This is a genomic window from Paenibacillus tyrphae (assembly GCF_027925525.1).
Classification (GTDB): Bacteria; Bacillota; Bacilli; order Paenibacillales; family NBRC-103111; genus Paenibacillus_G; species Paenibacillus_G tyrfis_B.
In genome coordinates, this window is sequence record NZ_BSDJ01000011.1 from 241,327 (window position 1) to 257,140 (window position 15,814).

Annotated in this window: 17 protein-coding genes; 14 read left to right on the plus strand and 3 right to left on the minus strand. The window is 56.9% G+C overall.

Annotated elements, in window-relative coordinates; genetic code table 11:
• The first annotated feature begins 10 nt into the window (after positions 1-10).
• The 3 genes from QMG93_RS15925 (at position 11) to QMG93_RS15935 (ending at position 3,766) form a co-directional block, all read left to right on the plus strand.
• Positions 11-658 (plus strand): DUF1266 domain-containing protein, encoded by a 648-nt coding sequence (locus QMG93_RS15925; protein ID WP_281938089.1) that lies wholly within the window; start codon positions 11-13, stop codon positions 656-658.
• A 178-nt stretch (positions 659-836) separates the two neighbouring features.
• Positions 837-3,056: a heavy metal translocating P-type ATPase gene (locus QMG93_RS15930; RefSeq protein WP_281938090.1), complete on the plus strand. Its 2,220-nt coding sequence runs from the start codon at positions 837-839 to the stop codon at positions 3,054-3,056.
• Between the two features lie 23 nt (positions 3,057-3,079).
• Positions 3,080-3,766 carry a sulfite exporter TauE/SafE family protein gene (locus QMG93_RS15935; RefSeq protein ID WP_281938091.1) on the plus strand — a complete coding sequence of 229 codons (687 nt, stop codon included), beginning with the start codon at positions 3,080-3,082 and terminating at the stop codon, positions 3,764-3,766.
• 120 nt (positions 3,767-3,886) lie between these two features.
• On the opposite strand, the gene QMG93_RS15940 is transcribed toward QMG93_RS15935, so the two are convergent.
• Positions 3,887-4,315, minus strand: a complete 429-nt coding sequence (locus tag QMG93_RS15940; protein WP_281938092.1) for a FixH family protein — start codon at positions 4,313-4,315, stop codon at positions 3,887-3,889.
• A gap of 92 nt (positions 4,316-4,407) precedes the next feature.
• Between QMG93_RS15940 and QMG93_RS15945 the strand changes: the two genes are divergently transcribed.
• The 7 genes from QMG93_RS15945 to hrpB all read left to right on the plus strand — a co-directional run bounded on the left by QMG93_RS15945 (position 4,408) and on the right by hrpB (position 10,171).
• Entirely contained in the window at positions 4,408-4,755 is a 348-nt protein-coding gene (locus tag QMG93_RS15945; protein WP_281938093.1) for a c-type cytochrome, read from the plus strand.
• Between the two features lie 202 nt (positions 4,756-4,957).
• The gene (locus QMG93_RS15950; protein WP_036676228.1) at positions 4,958-5,146 is read left to right on the plus strand and encodes a hypothetical protein; all 189 of its coding nucleotides are present in this window, start codon (positions 4,958-4,960) and stop codon (positions 5,144-5,146) included.
• On the plus strand, positions 5,143-5,367 hold the full coding sequence (locus QMG93_RS15955; protein ID WP_281938096.1) for a YwbE family protein: 225 nt from the start codon (positions 5,143-5,145) through the stop codon (positions 5,365-5,367). Before QMG93_RS15950 ends, QMG93_RS15955 begins: the two co-directional genes overlap by 4 nt.
• A 63-nt stretch (positions 5,368-5,430) precedes the next feature.
• Entirely contained in the window at positions 5,431-5,829 is a 399-nt protein-coding gene (locus tag QMG93_RS15960; protein WP_281938098.1) for a YmaF family protein, read from the plus strand.
• A 263-nt stretch (positions 5,830-6,092) separates the two neighbouring features.
• A complete protein-coding gene (locus tag QMG93_RS15965) occupies positions 6,093-6,743 on the plus strand; it encodes a chromate transporter (protein WP_281938100.1) in 651 nt (216 codons plus the stop codon).
• A gap of 15 nt (positions 6,744-6,758) precedes the next feature.
• Positions 6,759-7,295 carry a chromate transporter gene (locus QMG93_RS15970; protein WP_281938118.1) on the plus strand — a complete coding sequence of 179 codons (537 nt, stop codon included), beginning with the start codon at positions 6,759-6,761 and terminating at the stop codon, positions 7,293-7,295.
• 392 nt (positions 7,296-7,687) lie between these two features.
• Complete coding sequence (gene hrpB / locus QMG93_RS15975; RefSeq protein WP_281938101.1) at positions 7,688-10,171, plus strand: ATP-dependent helicase HrpB; 2,484 nt, start codon at positions 7,688-7,690, stop codon at positions 10,169-10,171.
• Positions 10,172-10,277: 106 nt separating this feature from the next.
• Here the strand turns inward: hrpB and QMG93_RS15980 are convergent, their stop codons facing one another.
• Positions 10,278-10,604, minus strand: coding sequence for a hypothetical protein (locus tag QMG93_RS15980; protein WP_216794047.1), 327 nt, complete (start codon positions 10,602-10,604; stop codon positions 10,278-10,280).
• 262 nt (positions 10,605-10,866) lie between these two features.
• Here QMG93_RS15980 and QMG93_RS15985 point away from each other — a divergent pair, with 262 nt between their 5' ends.
• The 4 genes from QMG93_RS15985 (at position 10,867) to QMG93_RS16000 (ending at position 14,857) form a co-directional block, all read left to right on the plus strand.
• Positions 10,867-12,018, plus strand: a complete 1,152-nt coding sequence (locus QMG93_RS15985) for a nitric oxide synthase oxygenase (RefSeq protein ID WP_281938120.1) — start codon at positions 10,867-10,869, stop codon at positions 12,016-12,018.
• A gap of 11 nt (positions 12,019-12,029) precedes the next feature.
• Positions 12,030-12,746: a hypothetical protein gene (locus QMG93_RS15990; protein WP_281938102.1), complete on the plus strand. Its 717-nt coding sequence runs from the start codon at positions 12,030-12,032 to the stop codon at positions 12,744-12,746.
• Positions 12,747-12,838: 92 nt separating this feature from the next.
• Positions 12,839-13,393: a cysteine hydrolase family protein gene (locus QMG93_RS15995; RefSeq protein ID WP_281938104.1), complete on the plus strand. Its 555-nt coding sequence runs from the start codon at positions 12,839-12,841 to the stop codon at positions 13,391-13,393.
• A 21-nt stretch (positions 13,394-13,414) separates the two neighbouring features.
• Entirely contained in the window at positions 13,415-14,857 is a 1,443-nt protein-coding gene (locus QMG93_RS16000; protein WP_281938105.1) for a nicotinate phosphoribosyltransferase, read from the plus strand.
• Between the two features lie 85 nt (positions 14,858-14,942).
• On the opposite strand, the gene QMG93_RS16005 is transcribed toward QMG93_RS16000, so the two are convergent.
• On the minus strand, positions 14,943-15,656 hold the full coding sequence (locus tag QMG93_RS16005; protein ID WP_281938106.1) for a hypothetical protein: 714 nt from the start codon (positions 15,654-15,656) through the stop codon (positions 14,943-14,945).
• Positions 15,657-15,814: the final 158 nt, after the last annotated feature.

Genomic DNA, 15,814 nt, shown 5'->3' on the forward strand with positions numbered 1-15,814 from the left:
CTGCTTCGTCATGGATTACTACGACCCCGAGGTTCGCGCCCAATTGGCGCTGTATGGCCACGCCATGTCTTCCTTGTGCATGAAAGGACAGATGGCTTTCTCGCTGGCCAAAAACATGCAAGCGGTGTTCGAAAACAAGCGGCGTCTTCAAAGTGCGTTAGAGCTGTGGGAAATTGAAAATTCCGCCGCATTGAAAGCCGAGCTCCAGTGGCTGTTCGAAACCGGGGTGCGGAAAGAGTTCGAAGATTGCGAAATGCTGCTATCGGGGCTTGGCGACACGGAACGAAGCGGCTATTTGGAGTCGCTTCCATCGGGTGAGGCTCATACGGACAAGCTGCACGTCGCGGCCTATTATTTATCACGTCTGCCCGTGAAGGGGATTGCGGCGTTCGACTATTCTTGGTGCGTCTATTTGTGCTGTGCTGGCTATCGTCTCGGCTATTTGTCCGAAGAGGACCAATGGAGAATCGTTTCGATGTGCGTCAGACATGCCCGCATTGCTTATGCAAGCTGGAAGGACTATATCATTGGTTTTGCGGCAGGCGCCGACTTCCATCAAGCTTCTTCTTCCTTAGACTATGTGAAAAAATACAAGGATTTTTTTGTGAAGCTGCTTACGGCACCGGAGAGTCCTTTGGGGCAGGTCAACTTGAGATAAGCGCTTATCTAAGGGACAAAAAGTCGATTTATAAGCTCAAAAACGATTCAGCGCGGCTGCTCTCCTTTCTTTTCATTGGGATGCGGGCGCGTTTCTTTGTCATGAAAATCGCCGCTCGTCCATATAAATTAACGATGACCGGCTGCTGGAGCCTCGATCGGAATGGAGTGAGACGCGAATGAGCGGACAAGCGGATTTGAGCAGGATAACGCTGCATGTTACCGGTATGACGTGCGCGGCTTGCGCCGCACGCATCGAGAAGGCGGTCGGCAAAATGGAAGGCGTGACGGAGGTCAGCGTCAATATTGCTATGGAGCGGGCGGTCGTCTTGCTGGATGCGAAGCGGGTTCGGGTAGAGCAAATCGAAGCGCGCATCGCGCAGCTCGGATTTGGCGCCTGCCTGCTGAATTCGGACGATGGGAAGTCAGCCGAAAGCCGCGAAGAAATTCGTCGCAGCCGGGCAATGTTCCTGCTCTCGCTTGCTTTTACGCTGCCTTTCTTCTGGGCGATGGTCCCGCATCATGTTGTTTCTTTTTCGCCCTGGGTACCCGAGCTGCTGGCGAACCCCTGGTTTCAGCTTGCGCTTGCCGTTCCGGTGCAGTTCGGTTTCGGTCTCCCTTTTTACATCCGGGCCTACGAAGCTTTGAAAAACGGAAGCGCGAATATGGATGTGCTGATTGTTCTGGGCACGTCAACGGCCTTTTTTTATAGTCATTATTTGTTGTTTCATCCTGGGCAGGCCATGATGGGGAGTGGGCACCATAGCCCGTACTATTTCGATACGAGTACCATGATTATTACGATCGTATGGCTTGGCCGGTGGATCGAAGCGTCCGCCCGGAAGCGCACGGCGGATAGCCTCTCGCAGCTTCATGCGATGCAGACGGACACGGCCTGCATGCTGACCCCGGACAGCGAATGCCGGGTCCCGGTAAGCATGCTGAAAGAAGGCGACCTGCTTCGCGTTCGTCCCGGCGAGCGGGTGCCTCTCGACGGTATCGTCGCGCAGGGAATATCCGCGGTGGACGAATCGCTAATCACCGGGGAAAGCATGCCGGTTAAGAAACGAAAAGGAGACCGAGTCATCGGCGGAACCTTGAATGGTTCCGGCGTGCTGGAAATCCGTGTCCTGCACACGACCGGCCAAAGCACGGTAACCCGGATGATTCGGATGGTGGAAGAAGCGCAGAATGCAAAAGCGCCGATTCAGCGCGTCGCCGACAAAATTGCCGCGGTGTTTGTTCCGGTCATTGCCGTTACGGCCGTATGCACCTTTTTATACTGGTACGGATTGGGTGAGCCGGGTGCCGCGGGCGGGGCTTTGGAGAAGGCTATTGCCGTACTGCTGATTGCTTGTCCATGCGCCTTGGGACTGGCGACGCCGGTATCCATTCTCGTTGCATCGGGCCGCGCAGCTCAGAAGGGGATCGTTTACAAGGGAGGAGCCGCACTGGAGCGGCTTCATCAAACGGATATTCTTTTGTTCGATAAAACGGGGACGGTGACGCTCGGGATACCCAAGGTGACCGATGTCATTGCCGCAGAAGGCGAAACGCAGGCCACACTGTTGAGCAAGCTCGCGGGCGCGGAACAGCTCTCCGAGCATCCGCTCTCGCGTGCGGTTGTCGAAGAGGCCGAGAGGCGGGGATTGCGGGTGCCTGACTGCGGCAGCTTCATGGCGGTTCCCGGCCGCGGGGTTCGGGCGGAGGTGCACGGCCGGGGGATCGTCGCAGGGACTCGACGTTGGCTGGAGGAGCAGGGCATCCCTTTTGCGGGAACGGAAAAGGTAACCGGTCCGCTGCGCAGCCAAGGGAAACAGCTGATCTATGTGGCGGTGGACGGCCGTCCGGCCGGGGTCGTCGCTCTCGCCGATACGCTTCGGCCGACGGCAGCATCGGCGCTGCGGCAGCTCAAAAAGCAGGGAATGGACATCCGGCTGGTAACCGGAGATCATGATGCGGCGGCTAAAGCGGTTGCGGAACGGCTTGGAAATGTTCGGTATTATGCGGATATGCTTCCGGACCAAAAGCTCGGGCTCGTCCGACGGCTGCAGAGCCAAGGGAAGCGGGTAACCATGGTCGGCGACGGCGTAAACGACGCGCCGGCGCTCGCGGCCGCAGATATCGGCGTAGCCGTCGGTAACGGAACGGATGTGGCCAAGGCGGCCGCTGATGTGCACTTGTTAAAAAGCGACTTGAAAGCCATGGCCGACGCTGTACGGATCAGTCGAAAAACGATGGTAAATATTTACCAAAATATGGTTCTCTCTTTCTGTTACAACGCTTTGGCGATTCCTGCGGCCTTAAGCGGTCATCTGGCGCCATGGATGGCCTGCACGGCAATGGCATTAAGCTCTTTGACGGTCATTATTAACGCACTTCGGCTGAAACGGGTGTAATTGAAGAAGGCGGGGAAGAGAAGATGGCGATCGGCGTTCATGATCTCACGCTGGCTTTGGTTGCCGGGTTGCTCGGCGCGCCGCACTGCATCGGAATGTGCGGTGCAACCGTCTCCGGCTTTGCACTGCAAGCGAAGGCGAGTCCGCTGCGCTCCGTTCTGGCTTACAATACCGGCAGGATTGTTACCTACGCTGCGCTGGGGGCGTTTATGGGCGCGGTCGGCTCGTTCGTCGATGGTGCGGGAAAGCTGGCGAATGTGCAGGGGGCAGCGAGCTTATTAGGCGGCTGTCTTATTTTGCTATGGGCTTTGCGGCGTATCGCTCTCCCGCTGCATAGACTGGACCCGCATCGGCTGCCGCTTGTCCGGGGGCTTACGGTACGGTACCGGACGGCTGAGGAGGCCGGAGCCGCGTTCGTAAGCGGTCTGCTGCTTGGATTCCTTCCCTGTGGGTTGACCTATGCGATGGAAATGAATGCGGCGGCGAGCGCAAGTCCCATGCATGGCTTGGTGCTTATGCTGCTGTTCGGTTTGGGCACCGTGCCTGCACTGGTTTTCGTCGGGCTGTTTGCGGGCAAATTGAACAAGCGGCTGCGGAGCAAGGCTGCCATGGCCGGCCAATTCTTAGCCGTCTGGATCGGAGTGCTGTCCGTACTGCGGGGCTTGGCTGCGGCCGGATGGATTCCCAGTGTTCATCCCTGGCTTTGGTGATAAATTGTAAGGGATTGTCCCCAAAACCGTCATAAATCAAGTAAAAAATAGCCCGGGGGAGTCATAGGCAGGCGCCGGACGATTCGATACAGTGAAAGCAGGCTAGGGAAAAACCGGAAATTAGCGGACGGCGGCAAAAGGAAAACGGACCTGGAGCGATTGGTCTCCGGCCGTTATTGACACGTCAGCAACGGACGAGCCCGGCATGAGCGGAATGCCTTCGCCGACGTACCGGCCAGCCTCCGTTTCCGTCAGGGTAAAGGGGCTCGCGCCGCATAGCATTTGCGGCATCGAGATGGTGGCGGCCAAGGTCGCTTTGCTCACCGGCCGGCCCGCCGCGTCGTGAAGCGTGACGGTAAACGTGGCGGGCTTCAGCGCTGTGGCCGGGCTCGGGTGAAGCGCTACTTGAATGCGGTAGCCTTCTACCATAAAATCCGAGACCGGCGGGAACTGTGGGGAGGTGGCGGCGAATTGCCGGAAGCCGAACCAAGTCCCGAGGACGATTATGGCACTTAGGCCGAAGAGGCGAAGCCAAGTGGTGTTGGGCATAGCGGCCGTATCCCTGCCTTTCGGGGTCATATCGTTTCATATGTATCCCGGGTCAAGCTCCAATATTCCTTAAAACAAAGGTGGTAATGGTCATGAAGCGAGCCTGGATCCCATTGGCGGCCGGATTGCTGTTGTTAGCCGGACTTACAACGGCTTGCGGCGGGGACAAAAGCGGTGCGCCGACGAACGCCCCCTCCAAGGCGGCAGCCGGCGAAGCGTCTAACGCGGAGGCGATCTACAAGGCGAACTGCGTCTCCTGTCACGGAGCCGATCTTTCGGGTAAAGTCGGTCCCAATCTTCAGAAGACGGGGGCCAAGCTGAGCCAAGAACAAATCACGGCCAAGATTCAGAACGGAGGCGGGGGAATGCCTTCCTACAAAAATACGTTGAAGGAGCCGGAAATTCAGGCACTGACGGAGTGGTTATCCGCCAAGAAGTAACCGAAGGGAGCGCGTCCCGCCGAGCGGACGCCTCTCTTTTTTTGGCTGATCCGGAGGAGAGAAGGCGGTATAGCAGCGGCCGCTTCATGAAATTGTCAAGGTTATCGCAGCAGCGGAGTGTTTTTTCGTTGGAAATTGTGGTATTTTGGTAAACAAACGGTTAAACTATACTGTTGATTCGAAAGGGGTTTGAACAGAAACTATGGCAACTATCATTTTGATTGTTTGCTTGCTTGTTATGGGCACGTTTTTCAGCTTGGCTTTCGTGTGGCTGTTTCAGAAAAAAAAGGGACTTGCCATCAGTTTTACGATCCTGGGCCTCGTAAGCGCATTCGTGTTCTATTACGCCATTTTTCAGGGTTGGCTTGAGCTGCCGGAGCAGTACGGATGAGCGACGGACGCAAGCGTGCGAACGTTTTTCCAGGCGCCGAGGTGCTCATCGTCCTGAAGCAGGATCAGCGGACGGGAAAACTGACGCGCGGCATCGTGAAGGATCTGCTGACGAATTCGGCGACGCACCCGCACGGCATCAAGGTGCGTTTGATGGACGGACAAGTCGGCCGGGTCAAGGAAATCGTCAATCCGGCAACCGTAAAGCCGGAGCAGAAATAATCATGCCTCTCCCTGCGTATCCTGTAGCGTCTGCTATAAAAAAGCGAAGGGGAGAGCGCTTTTATGTCAGTTTGTCCGCTTCCGCCGGTGCCGTACGTTCCGCGACCGCCGGCTCATGCCCACGCGTTCATTGGCTTCACCTCCGTGGCAGTGAGGCATTTCCATGGAGTCGAGATGTTCGTCTATGCAGTCAACGGAGACGGGATGGACGGGCACGTGCACAGGTATCAGGGGCATACAAAAATGGCTATGGGCCACTTTCACCGTTTCATCGGGATGACAGGACCGCCGATTACGCTGCCGGACGGCTCTCATTATCATGAGATCGACGGGCTGACGGACGACGAGCCGTTCGAGTTTAAGCAAAATTATTACAAGACCGTGCTATCGGTCAAAAAGCACACGCACAAATTTGGAGGACGAACGGGAACGGGGATCGGCTATGAGCCTCTGGGCTGGTGAGTTATTTTCTGACGCGGATTGGGATGATCCGGGTCTTTTTTTTGTTGGTCTTGTTTGTTTTGAAATTCAATGTATTCAGATCGACATTGTAAACATAATTCCAATGTGATTGAAACTAAGGATTTGTTGTCTATCCAAGATCATTCCATAAGGCTCGTTTGAATATATTTTAGGATCGTCCAGGAAAACGGATGAAAACATTATTCCAAAATGAATTAAAGTAAGATATACTTAAAAGGACAACGAGGAACGGGGGGAGCAAGATGAAATCATGGCTTAGGAAACTGAGGCCGTTGGGGTCGATCTTTTGGACCTTTTGCAAAATCAGTCCGGTCACGTTCGGCGGCGGCTACGCGATGATCCCTGTCATGGAGCGGGAGGTCGTCGGCAAAAGGCGCTGGATCGAACCCGACGAGATGAGCGGCGTCTTATCGATAGCCGGATCGGCTCCGGGCGGTGTAGGCGTCAACGCGGCGGCGTTCATCGGTTACCGGCTGGCCGGGGTGCCGGGAGCCGCGGTGGCGGTCGGCGGAATGACGCTGCCGGCCTTTTTGATCGTTTTTTTGCTGAGTCTTGTGTTCCGGGAGATCTATGATCTTCCGAAAGTGGCTGCGGCTTTTCAAGGCATTCAAGCGGCGATTGCCGCCTTGATCATCATTTCGGCGTATAACATGGGGAAAAGCTCTGTCGTGGACCGAACGACGCTGGCTACGGCGGCCTTTACGGTCGTGCTGCTGCTTGTTTTTCATGTGCATCCGATGCTGGTTATTTTGATTGGACTTGTGATCGGGCATTTGTTTGTCCGTTTGAAACGAAAGCTTGGCCAGCGTCCACTCGAACCTAAGGACGAAGAACCTCCGGCGGCCGGACACGGCTATAAATATGCGGATTACTTTATTGCGGACGGGATTTAAAACGGGGTGACGGATATGCTATGGAGCTTGTTTGCGGTGTTTCTTAAAATCGGTCTTGTCTCGTTCGGCGGAGGGTATGCGATGATTCCGCTGATTCGGCATGAGGTGCTGGTCCACGGCTGGATGGAGGAGCGGCAGTTTACGGATACCGTCGCATTGGCGGGGATGGCTCCCGGACCGATTGCGACGAACAGCGCCACCTTGATCGGCTACGAAGCCGCCGGCGTTCCCGGTGCGATCCTGTCGACGCTTGGCATGGTGCTGCCGTCGCTGGCAATAATCGTGCTTATCGCCGCGTTCTTTTTCCGAATGCAGCAGCGGCAATGGGTCAAAGCGACCTTCTACGGACTGAAGCCGGTAGTGACCGGGATGATCGTTTACGCGGCCATTCATTTCAGCTTGCCGGGAAGCGGAGCCGATTGGATGAGCTGGCATACGGTCGGGATGCTGATTATTTTGGCGGTATGTCTCGGCGCTCTGATCAAATACCGCCTGCATCCGCTCGCGGTGATCGTCCTCTCGGGCGTGCTCGGAATTGCTTTTTTTCAATAATTCGAGAGGCGTACAGGCTGAGCCCCGTTTGTGGGGCTCAGGCTGTTGAGAAAGTGGTCATTATAAAAAATAGAAAACATACGGAGGTGGGGTATCTACTGGAGGAGCGATAGCGTTCGCCTTTGTCTGCGGGAAATATCCGCTACTAAGCGGCTTCAATCAAAGTTTCCAGCTGACCCGGGGTCCCCGCAAAGTACTCGGACTAAGCTTCCCCGATTCAACTTCACTTTGTGGGGTGGAGCAGCGACCGGAAGTAGATACCCCACCACCTCTTATCCTCTATTACCTCAATTGCCCACGTTCTCAACAAGCTCAGCCCCGTTTATGGGGCTTTCTTTGTGCGGTTATGGTACAATAAAAACCGAATTTGCCGTACGTTGGAGTGAACGAACATGGGAGAACTGCCGATAGATCGCGTTTTAACGCAGTTGAAGGAGAAGCTGAACGAGCACACGAATGCCGTGCTTGTAGCGCCGCCCGGCGCGGGCAAGACGACCCGCGTGCCGCTCGCGCTGCTGGACGAGCAGTGGGTGGCCGGACGCAAAATTATGATGCTGGAGCCGCGCCGGCTGGCTGCGAGAGCCGCTGCCCGGTACATGGCGTCCCGGCTCGGAGAGCAGGTCGGCGAAACGGTGGGTTACCGGGTCCGGCTGGATACAAAGGTCGGACCGAAAACGCGCATCGAAGTCATCACGGAAGGCGTGCTTACGCGCCTGCTGCAGGCCGATCCCGCGCTTGAGGACGTGGCCGTCGTTATTTTTGACGAATTCCATGAACGAAGCTTGCATGCGGATCTGGGCTTGGCATTTGCTTTGGAGTCGCAAGCGGAGCTGCGGGACGACCTGCGCATCCTGGTCATGTCGGCTACGCTGGATGCGGCACCGGTCGCCGCGTTGATGAGCGATGCGCCGGTTGTGGTCAGTGAGGGCCGCAGCTACCCCGTGGAGACGCGGTATTTAAGCAAGCCTGTGGAAGGAAAGCTGGAGCCGGCGGTCGCAGCGTGCATCCGACAGGCGCTGGCCGCCCAAGAAGGGGATCTGTTGGCGTTTTTGCCCGGAGCGGGAGAAATTCGACGCGTGGAACGGCTGCTGCTCGAAGCGGGACTAGGTCCGCAGGTACGGATCGCTCCGCTGTATGGGCAGCTTGCTCAAGGGGAGCAGGACGCGGCCATTGCGCCGAGCGTTCCGGGGCAGCGCAAGGTCGTGCTCGCCACCTCCATCGCCGAATCGAGCTTAACCGTAGAAGGGGTGCGCATTGTCGTCGACGGCGGCCGGATGCGCGTGCCGCGGTTCTCGCCCCGGACGGGCATGACGCGGCTGGAGACGGTTACCGTCTCGCGGGATTCGGCGGACCAGCGTCGCGGGCGTGCAGGACGTACGGCTCCCGGTATATGTTACCGGCTCTGGACGGAGCAGGAGGAGCGCCGGCTGGTGCCTCACCGGGTGCCCGAGATCATGGAAGCGGATTTGGCCGCTCTAGCGCTTGAGCTTGCCGCTTGGGGCGTCTCCGATCCGGCGCGGCTCGCTTGGCTGACGCCGCCGCCTGCAGCCGCCTACGGTCAGGCGGTGTCGCTTCTGAAGCAGCTCGGCGCGCTGGGGAACGACGGAGCGGTTACCGTGCACGGCCGCCGCATGGCCGAGCTTGGCGTATCGCCCAGGCTCGCGCACATGATGCTGCGGGCGGTGCCGCTCGGGCTTGGCGGGCTGGCCTGTGAGCTGGCCGCGCTGCTAAGCGACCGCGACCTGCTTCGTTCCCGGCCAGACTCGCCCAATGCGGACCTGCGGCTGCGCGTGGAGGCGCTTCGCGGAACGGGCGCCGTGCAGGCGGCAGATCCGGCGGCCCGCCGCCGAATCGGGGCGGAGGCCGAGCAGGGGAAGCGTGCGCTAGGTCTGCCGCTTGAGCAAAGAGACGAAGTGAACGCCTGCGGAATGCTGCTTGCTTTCGCCTATCCCGACCGGATCGCGCAAACTAAAGGAAGCGGACGCTTCCTGCTGAGCGGAGGCAGGGGCGGTTCGTTTTCGGGGCCTCAGCCGCTCTATGGCGAGAAATATTTGGTCGTCGCGGAGTTGGATGATCAAGGGGCGGATGGCCGCATCGATCTGGCGGCCCCGATCTCGGAAGAGCAGTTGCGCCGGGTGTTCGCGGGCAATATCGAAACGGAGACCGCGGTCGCGTGGGACCGGACAGCTCAAGCGGTCCGCGCCCGCAAGCGGGAGAAGCTCGGCGCGCTTACCTTGCGGGAGGCGCCGGTGGAAGCCCCGGACCCGGAGCAGGTGCTGAATGCCCTGCTTGAGGGCATCCCGGCCGAAGGCTTGTCCATTCTGCCGTGGACCAAGGCGGCGAAGCAGCTGCGCGAGCGCATCGGCTTTATGCACCGGGTGGACCCGGCTTGGCCCGATGTTTCCGACGAGGCGCTGCTCGCGGGGCTGGAGGAGTGGCTTGGCCCGCATCTGTACGGGCTCAAAAGCCGGGATGACCTGCAGCGGCTCTCGATGGCCGCGATCCTGGACGGCATGCTCCCTTGGCCGCAGCGCCAGCAGCTTGACGACTTCGTGCCAACGCACATTACGGTGCCCAGCGGCTCGCGCATCCCGGTCGATTACAGCGATCCGGCCTCGCCGGTGCTGGCCGTGAGGCTCCAGGAGCTGTTCGGCCTGAGGGAAACGCCACGCATTGGAGGCGGCAAGGTGCCGCTCCTGCTGCATCTGCTTTCCCCCGCACACCGACCGGTACAGGTCACGCGCGATTTGGCGAGCTTTTGGCAGGACGCCTATTTTGAAGTGAAGAAGGATTTGAAGGGCCGCTATCCGAAGCACGTATGGCCAGACGATCCACTGACGGCTTTGCCGACCAACCGCGCCAAGCCGCGCGTATAACTCGCTTTAGTTTTAGAAGGACAAAACAAAAGAGGCGGTACCATGTCCTTCCCATCCGGCTATCCTGCCGGGCGGGAGGGAGACATGGGCCGCCTCTTTCGCCGATTTATTTCCAATTCCGATACCCTTGTGACTGGCCGATTCTCACAAGGATCCAGCCGAAATAGATGACGGCTCCGGCCAGGATCAAGCTGATGAACTTCGGCAGCCAGAAGATGATGAGCGCCGCGCCCGCCAGCATGACCAGGCCGCTGCACACGCGCTTAAGCGTTGTGTCTGCCGTTCTCCACAGCCAGTAGCCGAAGGCGATCATCGCTAGAGCAAAAATATACCCGAATAATCCGCTGATGCCGCCCCAACCGATCAATCCGATAATGCCAATTCCCATCAGGACGAAGCCGCCTATCGTCTGTATGTTCCATTTCAAGTTCATCGTCGTCACCCGTCTTTCGTTCGTTTAGATCTTGTCTCTATTGTATACGAATTGCATGTCCGGTAAAACCGTCCAAAGGCGGTACGGAAGCTGGACTTTAGTCGGGGAGACCGGGCGGATGGGAGCAATCCGGCTTTTGCCACAGATTCGACATGAAATGACACGCGAAACCGTGAAAATGGCGGCTTGGACAGGCGGGCGGCGAGCTTTTTTCATGGGGCTGGGTTATAATGGAGGAAAAAATGCGGCGGAAGAGGACGACATGACGACGAATCAAGCGATACAAGAGGAAGCGGCGACGTTTATAACGTTGTGCTATGAAGAATTGGGCAAAAGCGGCGAGGAAACGCGGCGTCGGCTCGCGGACGTTCGAGAAGAGCTTTCCGGGCGCGGAACTTACGAGCTTACCTACGAGGAGCTTGCACATGGCGCGAGAATGGCTTGGCGAAACAGCAACCGCTGCATCGGCAGGTTATTTTGGCCGTCGCTAAACGTGTTTGATGAGAGAGGCCTGGAGCGGGAAGACGACATTGCGGAAGCGATATTCCGTCATATCGCTTATGGGACTAACGGCGGCATGATCAGGCCTTCGATCACGGTGTTTGCCGCAGAAACGGACGAGCGGCGTATCCGCATCTGGAACCATCAGCTGATCCGCTATGCCGGGTATGAAACCGGGAACGGGATCGTCGGCGATCCGGCTTCCGTCCGGTTCACGAAGGCTTGCATGAGCCTGGGCTGGAGGGGAGCGGGCACGCCGTTCGACGTGCTGCCGCTGGTCGTCCAAGTGAACGGGCGGCAACCCCGGTGGTATCCGATTCCCGAACATTTGGTGATGGAGGTCCCTATTCAACACCCGGAATACGATTCGTTCGCCGGGCTGGGGCTCAAATGGTACGCGGTTCCGTTTATTTCCGACATGATGTTGGACATTGGCGGCATCCGGTATACGGCGGCACCGTTCAACGGCTGGTACATGGGAACGGAGATCGGCGCACGCAATTTGGCCGATCCGGACCGTTACCATATGCTGCCGAAGGTGGCTGAGCTGCTGAAGCTGGATACGTCGACTAACGTATCCCTGTGGAAGGACAGAGCGCTGGTCGAGCTGAATGCGGCGGTTCTTCATTCCTTTAAGTCGGCAGGGGTCAGCATTATAGATCATCATACGGCGGCGGAGCAGTTCCGACGCTTCGAGCAGCAGGAGGAGCGGAGCGGCCGCCCGTTAACCGGGGATTGGACGTGGCTCATTCCTCCGGTTTCGCCGGCAGCGACGCATATTTTCCACCGGTCCTACGACGATCGCGTCGTCAAGCCGAATTATTTTCGCCAAGCTTGCCCATACGACATCATAGACGTCGGCGAAGCCGGGGCACAGGCAGACCCGCCGGCTGATGTGCCGACCAGAGGCTGAGGAGCGGTCAGATGTCCATTTCGTACAGACCGCGGCTTTTCTTATTGTCCGGCATGGCGACGGCGCCGAATTTTATGGATACGTTCGGAGAGCAGCTGTGCCGCAGGCTGGAGGCGAAAGGATTCCGGCCGGAGTACCGGCTGCTGTTCCCTTACGGCGATTGGAGCCGGAAGGCTGCGGCTCAGATGCTGGAAATCTACCGGGATCTGCGGTTGAGACCGCAGGCGGCCGAGCGCTCGATCGGAGGACGCAGGGCGGCGGAAGCGATCCGCAGCGCCTGCGGAGACGGCTTCCCCGTCCTGATCGGGCACAGCGGAGGCGGAGTGGCAGGCGTGCAGGCTGCCGAGCTGCTGCGTCCAGCACTTTCCCTACCGGATATCTTGACAGTGCAGATCGGCTCACCCAAATGCCGGGTAAGCCCCGCAGGTCAGGAACGGGCGCTTTACATACGCGGCATCGGCACGAAGGGCGGTGATCCGATCGCCCGGCTTGGCTCGTGGGGCGGCTGGGTAGCGACAGGCTCCGGGCTTCGTCACCGGTTCCGGTACGACCGCTTCAAGCATGCGCCGGCGTATCGGATCAGCCTGGCACTGACGGGCGGGCATCCGGATTATTTTCGCGGCCACGAGCCGTTCGTGAATCCGGACGGACGAACGAATCTGCAGATCGTCGCCGATTATACGATGGCTTGGCTGTCGGAGCGATGGGATTCGGAAAATGAGGCTTGACATTTATTTTAAATATGTCATAATGACATTATCGAAAGGATAGAGTTGTCAATCTATATAAATGCAGACGCATGGAAAAGGAAGGTGCCCTTATGAAAGCTCTCGTTGTGATCGATTACACGGTTGATTTCGTTACCGGCAAGCTGCCGTGCGGGCAGCCGGCGATCGATTTGGAGCAAAGAATCGCCGAATTGACGGAACGGTTTGTCGAAGGGGGCGATCTGGTCGTCATGGCCGTCGACCTTCATGAGGAAAATGATGCGTACCATCCGGAACACAAGCTGTTTCCGCCGCATAACATCCGTGGTACGGAAGGCCGCAAGCTGTACGGCCGGCTTCACGACGTCTATTCTGCGAGCCAAGATCGCATTTATTGGATGGACAAAACGAGATACAGCGCCTTCTGCGGGACGGATCTGGAGCTGCGGCTGCGGGCCCGCGGTATCGACGAGGTGCACCTGATCGGCGTCTGTACGGACATTTGCGTGCTGCATACCGCCGTGGATGCCTATAATAAGGGGTATAAAATCGTTGTTCATGAGGACGCGGTCGCGAGCTTCAATCCGGCCGGTCATGAATGGGCACTGACTCATTTTAAGAACGTGCTGGGCGCCGAAGTCGTCCGCGCTGCGGATAAAAACGTCTAACGAAGCGAGAGGGGAACTACGATGAGCTGCGACAATTTGACGCTTCATACGGATAAATATCAAATTAACATGATGTACGCCCACTGGTTCAACGGCTCGCTGGACCGCAAGGCAGTGTTCGAGGCTTACTTCCGCAAGCTGCCGTTCGGCAACGGATATGCCGTGTTTGCCGGCCTGCAGCGCATCGTCGAATATATTCAGCACCTGCAATTCGACGAAGCGTCGATCCGGTACTTGGCGGAGCAGGAGGAGAATTACGACCCGGCCTTTCTGGAAAAGCTGCGCCAGTTCCGATTTAACGGTTCGTTATGGTCGGTGGAGGAAGGGTCGCTGGTGTTTCCGAACGAGCCGTTGATCCGGGTCGAAGCAAGCGTCTTTGAAGCGCAGCTGCTGGAGACAGCGATCTTGAACTTTATGAACTACCAGACGCTGATCGCGACCAAGGCGTCGCGCATCCGGCAGGTTGCCCCGGACGATGTGCTGATGGAATTCGGTACGCGGCGGGCCCAAGAGGCGGATGCCGCGGTATGGGGCGCGCGGGCGACGTATATCGCCGGCTTCGACGCCACTTCGAACATGAGAGCGGGTATGATGTTCGGCATTCCGACGAAGGGTACGCACGCGCACGCTTGGGTGCAGGACCACGATTCGGAGGAAGAGGCGTTCCGGAAATTCTCGGCCGCGCTGCCCGATCAAGTCACGCTGCTGGTCGACACGTACGATACGATCAAAAGCGGTGTGCCGCATGCGATCGAAACGGCCAAATGGCTGCAAAGCCAGGGCAAACGGATGAGCGCGATCCGGCTCGACAGCGGGGACTTGGCTTATCTGTCGAAAAAGGCGCGCACGATGCTGGACGAAGCGGGGCTGCAGGATGTCAAGATCGTCGCGTCGAATGACTTGGACGAGAACATTATTTTCAACCTGAAAGCCCAAGGGGCGAGAATCGACAGCTGGGGAGTCGGCACGAAGCTGATTACGGCGGCCGATCAGCCTGCGCTGGGCGGAGTGTACAAGCTGGTTGCCCGCGAGCGGGAGGACGGTTTCGTACCGGTCATCAAAATTTCGGGCAATCCGGAAAAAGTGACGACGCCGGGGATTAAGGACGTATACCGTATCGTTAATCGCGAGACCAATAAGGCGATGGCGGACTATATCGCGCTAACGGACGAGGGCGATGTGGAGCAAGGCAAGCCGCTGAAGCTGTTCGATCCGGTACACCCGTATATTTCGAAAACGGTGGAGCAATACGAAGCGCAGCCGATGCTTCGTCCAATTTTTGAGGACGGCAAGCAGGTGTACGAGCTGCCCACGCTGGAAACCATACGCGAGCATCACCGAAACCAGCTGACCTTATTCTGGCCGGAATATTTGCGCAAGCTGAATCCGGAAGTATATCCCGTTGACCTGAGTCCTAAAGCTTGGGACCAGAAGATGGAGCTGATCCGCCAACATAAAGGATAGGACGGCGTATGCAGCCGTTCTCTCATCGGAGCCTGAACATGTCAGGCTCCTTTTTTTATGCCTGATTCATCCCGAAAGGACATTACTAGCGGTTCACATCTACAGAATAGGTTACGATTTTTGGCAATTGAATGGTTAAATTATGAGTCAGACCAGCATCGTAAAACTGATTGTGTTCAACGGCTCTGTCCACCCATACACCGAGAATCGGGACAAAATATTGATATGATTTGAACCAAAAATAGGTTAGCGTTATATCCAATTTGTATTCATCATAACCGACCGCAGTGTAGTATTCCCTTGTGTTGTAAGGCGACGAAGGATCAGGACCATCGTATTCTTTGGAAGTATCGTAAGGTTCAGTAATCGTATCGGAATTTTTCCCGGTAAGGATGGAGTAGATGGACGCAAGCTCAAAAGCCGAAGTCACGTTTGGTTCAATCGAGGTTATTTTTTTGGACTGCGTAAACGATTGGGCTAGCTTCTGTTTTTGACCTTTCGCTACGCTAATTAACTTATGTTGATCGGTTAGAGGAAGGGAATCGTATTTTTCAACTTTTTTGTTGAGGGTTTTCCAAACCCATGGGCCTACGCATGATTTGATTCGTTCTCCGTTCGAAAGAGGCTCATACCTGCAACCTTCTTGACTGGGATCACTAGACATCGTTGCTTGATTCTTCGTAATAGCGGCGGGGCTTACATTTGGATCCATTGGAATGCTTGAGGGTTCCGCAAATGCTGAGGGGACAAGTAAGGTCAGCAACAACAAGGAGACGGATACAAACTTCAGCTTTCTCATACAATTGACCTCCTACTAATGAAATTTTGTTCGAAGATACTCATGAATTTGATTAATACCAAACAATTCCTTTCATTTAAAATTTTTACTTATGAATATATATTAGTTTAAATTCCTTAAATTGTAAAACGCTTTTTGCAGCTTTAAAGCTAGTGCCT